This window comes from Streptomyces lothianensis (genome assembly GCF_047779955.1).
Taxonomy (GTDB): Bacteria; Actinomycetota; Actinomycetes; order Streptomycetales; family Streptomycetaceae; genus Streptomyces.
Window position 1 is genome coordinate 1 of sequence record NZ_JBLMKT010000095.1, and the last position, 4,773, is coordinate 4,773.

The 4,773-nt window shown below is 70.6% G+C and carries 4 protein-coding genes and 1 pseudogene; 1 reads left to right on the forward strand and 4 read right to left on the reverse strand.

The genetic code is table 11. From position 1 onward, the window contains the following. The 4 genes and pseudogenes from ACLF6P_RS29660 to ACLF6P_RS29675 all read right to left on the reverse strand — a co-directional run. Positions 1-879: pseudogene (locus tag ACLF6P_RS29660) on the reverse strand (hypothetical protein); the annotation flags it as partial. Beyond that, the gene (locus ACLF6P_RS29665; RefSeq protein ID WP_415954510.1) at positions 876-1,589 is read right to left on the reverse strand and encodes an AAA family ATPase; all 714 of its coding nucleotides are present in this window, start codon (positions 1,587-1,589) and stop codon (positions 876-878) included. The pseudogene ACLF6P_RS29660 and the gene ACLF6P_RS29665, both read right to left, overlap by 4 nt. A 92-nt stretch (positions 1,590-1,681) precedes the next feature. Then, on the reverse strand, positions 1,682-2,446 hold the full coding sequence (locus ACLF6P_RS29670; protein WP_415954511.1) for an AAA family ATPase: 765 nt from the start codon (positions 2,444-2,446) through the stop codon (positions 1,682-1,684). Then, the gene (locus ACLF6P_RS29675; RefSeq protein ID WP_415954512.1) at positions 2,443-4,104 is read right to left on the reverse strand and encodes a Mu transposase C-terminal domain-containing protein; all 1,662 of its coding nucleotides are present in this window, start codon (positions 4,102-4,104) and stop codon (positions 2,443-2,445) included. Before ACLF6P_RS29675 ends, ACLF6P_RS29670 begins: the two co-directional genes overlap by 4 nt. Positions 4,105-4,279: 175 nt before the next feature. Between ACLF6P_RS29675 and ACLF6P_RS29680 the strand changes: the two genes are divergently transcribed. After that, on the forward strand, positions 4,280-4,773 hold a 494-nt coding region (locus ACLF6P_RS29680; RefSeq protein ID WP_415954513.1), incomplete at its 3' end, for a DUF4240 domain-containing protein.

Here is a 4,773-nt window from a genome sequence, read left to right on the forward strand (position 1 = left end):
CGTGTACGGCGTGAACGGGCGCGTCGTGATGCCCGGCCCCGTGGCCGCGTCGAGGCCGCCGGGGAGGTCCAGGAGGAGACCGGCGCGCAGGAAGCTGGCCTGGGCGCCGCGCAGCCGGGTCAGGGTGTGGCGCGGGCTGGGGCTGCTGGTCGTCAGCCGGGACAGAAAGAACTCCAGGTCCTGCTGGGCGGGCAGAACCGGATGGCGGGCGAGGTAGGCCCTGGCCGCGTACAGGCCGGCCCGGTACTGGGCGTCGGCCCGGGCGAAGTCCGCGGCGGGCAGACGGCGGCGCAGCTCGGCGCGGAAGCGGGCGAGGGGAAGGCGCGGCAGGTCGGGCAGAGGCGTGGTGCAGTCCGGAGCAGGCTGGGGGCGGTGTGGGGCGGCCGGGCCAAGGAGATTGAGGGCCTCGTGGCTGTCGGTGATCTGTTGCAGGTCGTGGTCGAGGTGGTGGCGGGCGAGCCGGGTGCGCAGCCGGGCGGCGGCGGTACGGGTGGGCGGCTGGGCGATCAGGATCAGGTGGATGCCGGTGTCCTGGCGTAGCTGGGCGACGTGGCGGGTGCGGGCCTCGGCGAGGTGGTGGGCGCGCAGGATGACGAGGCGGCGGATGCACAGGACGGTGATCCAGCAGGCGGCGGCCCGCCAGGCGGGGGCGGCGGTGATGGGCTCGGATGCAGTGGGCTGGTAGTCGGTGCGGCCCAAGGCGCGCAGGATGTCCCGCGGCAGGTAGGCGGTGCGGGGCGTGTGCGGAGTGAGGTCGACCGTGACACGACCGGCCTGGGGGTCGGAGCTGGCCTGGGCCGCCTGGAGCACGCTGGTGTCGTCGTCCACGTCGATGATCAGTGTGACGGGCGGAGGCGTCGGGGGTCTCGTGGGTGTCATCGAAGGTCTTCGTGCGGCGGGAGACAGCCGTCGAGCGTCGTCTCCAGCAGGGTGCTTGCCGGGGGCGAGGCGCGGTGTTCGAGGCGCAGGGTGTGGTGGGTGATCTGGGCCCAACGGCGGAAGTTGCCGTGCCCGTGACGGACGTCGAGGCGGTCGAGGACGGCCTCGCCGGCGTCGTGCCATCGTGGGTGGAGCTGCGGGATGGCGCGGCGTACCTCGCCGTAGGTGAGCGGGTGGATCTGCAGCCAGTGGGTGGTGCGTGTGGCCAGCAGGGGCTGGCGGCGCAGCATGCGGAAGCCCTTAGTGCTGGTGGCGAGGATGAGGGTGAGCTGGGTGGTGGGGTCGTCAAAGAGGAAGCAGAGGTACTCGACGCAGTCGGTGGTCAGGCGGCTGGCCTCGTCCACCACCAGCAGGTGCGGGTGCGCGGCGAGCTGGGTGCGCAAGGCTGTGTCCAGGACGCCCGGGTCCCGCGTCGTCGGGATGGGGAGACCGGCAGCGAGCAGCAGCTCGGCGCGCAGAGCGGTCGGGGTCGGAGCAGGGCGCGGGCTGAGGTGGCAGATGCGCACGTCGCCGGGCAGTTCGGGGCGGGAGGCGAGTGCAGTCTGCAGGGCGTAGGTCTTGCCGCAGCCTGCGTCGCCGTAGAGGCACATGACGGCCTGCTCGGCCAGGGTCTGCTCCACAGCGCGGGCGACTGCGTCGTGGGCGGGCACCGGGACGGTCCGGGCACCGGGGAGCGACAGGAAATGCTGCGGGCCAAGACTCGGTGGAGCCGGACGCGTGTGCGTGCTGCTGGCGGTGGGCGTCATGCCTCCCCCAGGCGGGCGAAGGCCCAGCGCAGCACCTCTTGGTCGACGCGTTGCCTGCCCAGGCGTTTGAGGCCGAGGCGTATCTGGGCGGTCAGCCAGGCCCAGTCGCGGAAGCTGCCGTGGGCGGCGTGCGTGTTGGCGAAGAGGATGTCGTCGGGTTCTGCGTTCTCCCACACTGGGTGGAACAGCGGGATGGTCTCGAGGACCTCCTCGGGGGTGAGGCGGGAGAACTTCTGCCAGATGAAGATCCGCGAGGCGAGCATTGGTTCCTTGCGCAGCACGGTGTAGCAGCCCTGGCCGCCGACGAAGACGATGGCCAGCTGGGTGGCGTAGTCGTCCCATAGGTAGCGGAAGTACTCGAAGGCCTCGGAGTTGAGCCACTGGGCCTCGTCCACGATCAGTGTGCGCGGGCGGGCCGCGAGGGCGTCCTTGAGGAGATGGTCGAACTCCGACGGATGCGCGGGCGGGGTGCCGGCCAGGTCGAGCGCGGCGAAGATCTCGTGGCGCACCGCGCGGGCGGTGGGGCGGGAGCGGAACGCGATCCTTCTGACTTCTTCGTCGGGTTCAAGCTCGCGCAGGCAGGTGTTGACCGAGAGGGTCTTGCCGAAGCCCGCGCCGCCGTAGACGCACATCATCGCTCTCGCTTCGATCGTGTCGACGAGGTTCTCCCGTGCCCTGAGTAGGGCGCGGGTGGCGACGATGTGCGCGCCGGGCAGCTTCAGGTACTGATCACCCTCGGCTGGGGGCAGGGTGGTGGTCACTGCTGTTCCTCCTGGATGGGTTCGCCTTCGCCTGGGTTTGTGGAACGCGCGGAGCGCGGGGCGGGGGTGCGCCAGTGACTCGGCACGGTGGTGGGCGGGATCAGGTCGGGCAGGGAGAGCTCAGCCGCATTGGTCAGGTGGGCTGTGGTCAGGGCCTGGTCGGCCTCGGCCGAGGTGAGGGTGCCCAGGCGTGTGGGCTGTTCGGCCTGGGTCACGGCCGCGTACTTCGGGCGGGTATGCCGTGAGGCTTGGGCCAGGGCGCGGGCCAGGCGTCGCTTCTCGGCGTCCTTGCTGCGGCGCAGTGCCCGGCGCTGGGCGTCGGTGGCCGCACCGGCCAGGTGGGCCGTGCCCAGGTGCTTGCCCGTAGCGGCGTCGAAGACCTCGATCTCGTGGTCGTGATGGGGAAGGCAGCGCACCCGCACCTTCGTGCCGGCGTCCGCGTCGCCGGCCATCCACTCCCCCACGTAGTACCGGTTGTTGAATCGCACGCCGCTGGTGGTTAGCGTGCGGATGCGGCCGTCGTCTTCGAGTGTGAACGCCCACAGCAGAGAGCGGTCGACGTCGTGGATCGGGGTGGGGTCCTGCTGCCACGCCTCAAGCGGCGTACGCCCGCCCAGCGCCTGGGAGGCGTGCTCGGTGTTCCACCAGCTGATCCACTCCAGCAGCTGCTCGACGAACACAGAGAACTCCATCAACTCGCCCACCGGCACACGGCCGCCCCGCGTGGTGCCCGGGCGCATTGAGGCGGTCGGGGCGTGGGTGTAGCCGGGCAGCGCAGCGAAGAACATGCGCTGGGCGCAGCGGTTCAGGTTCTCCACCGTCCCCTTCAGCTCCGGGTGGTAGGCGGGCAGGTCCTGGATCGGCACCGCGAACGCGCCCAGGGCTTGGGCGACGGTGTGGGAGAGGAAGTCGGAGCCGCGGTCGATGCGTACGAGGGCGGGCAGGCCTCCGATCGGGCCGAAGGCGGTGTTCTCGTCGTTGTTGTCGCGTTGCAGGGCCATCCTGAGTGCGGCCAGGATCGCGTCCCTGGAAGGCTGGTGCGGGGTGATCGCCGCTCCGGTGATCGCTTTCGTCGCGCAGTCCACGAACCACGTCACCCACGGGAACACCCGCTGGCCGTCGAGAAGCACGGCGACGGGGATGTGCTTGTGATCGGCCTCCCAGCAGGCGTTCCGCCACTGCTTCGGGCGGCGCAGGTGAACGTCATGGCGCCGCCTCGCGCGTTCTCCTCCTGCGAGGGCGGCGCGTTGGCCGGGGTTCAGGTCGAGGCGGATCGCCCGGTGCAGCGTCGCCAACGACGGCGGCGACTGGGGAACTTCACGGCCCTCGGCGACGGCTTCGGCATACTCGGCCTGAAGTTCCCGGTGCACCGCGGCCGCGTTCCCACACCAGGCGGCCAAGCGCGCATGCAACTCGGGCGTGATCGTGAAGCGGTCTCGCTCGGCCGGGCCGGTGCGTCCCTCGACACGGGCGGCCTCAAGCCACCGCCACACCGTCCTCAGCGACACCCCCACCGGCGACGCGACCAGACGGACATGGGCGGTGGTCAGCTCCCCGCGTCTATCGAGTGCCTGCAGACGGGATAGGGCTTGGGAGCGTGCCAGGCGCCGGCTGGCCAGCGGTGGGTTCGTCACGCCTGTGGGGTCATGGTCAGCCATTGGGTCACCGTCCAGGCCTCGCCGTCAGCGACCTGTCATGGCGGGGCGTCACTTCCATGGCACCGCAGGCGGTGTCGGGACGGCGGAGCATCCCTGGGTGTCCGGTTATCGATCAGTGTGGTGTGGTACGCGCTGCCGGCGCTGCTGTCAGTGGGGCGTGGCACAGTCACCTGCCATGGACACGGACACGTTCTGGCAGCTCATCGACACCGCCCGCACGGCTGATGCGCCGCTGCACGCAGCACTGACCGATCTGCTGGCCGCGCAAGGCGAGGAGCACGTGTTGGCCTTCGAGGCGTGCATGGACCGGCTAGATACGGCGATCGACCGGTGGGACGTGTGGGCGGCCGGCTATCTCATCGGCGGGGGCTGCTCGGACGATTCCTTCATGGACTTCAAAGCTGGTCTCATCGGTCTGGGCCGCGCCTGGTACGAGCGTGTGGTGCGCTGCCCTGACGATCTCGCAGAGCATCCCGACATCCGGCGCGCAGCGGCAACCGGCGATCAGGAGGCTGTGCTCTACGAAGAGGTGGGGTATGTGACCGCCGTTGCGTGGGAGCGCCTGACCGGCGACAGGGACGGCTTCTATCCCGCCCTCGACCGCTACCGCTCCGTCCACGGGGCAGACGATGCCGATGCCGACGAACACGACATGGGCGAAGACTTCGA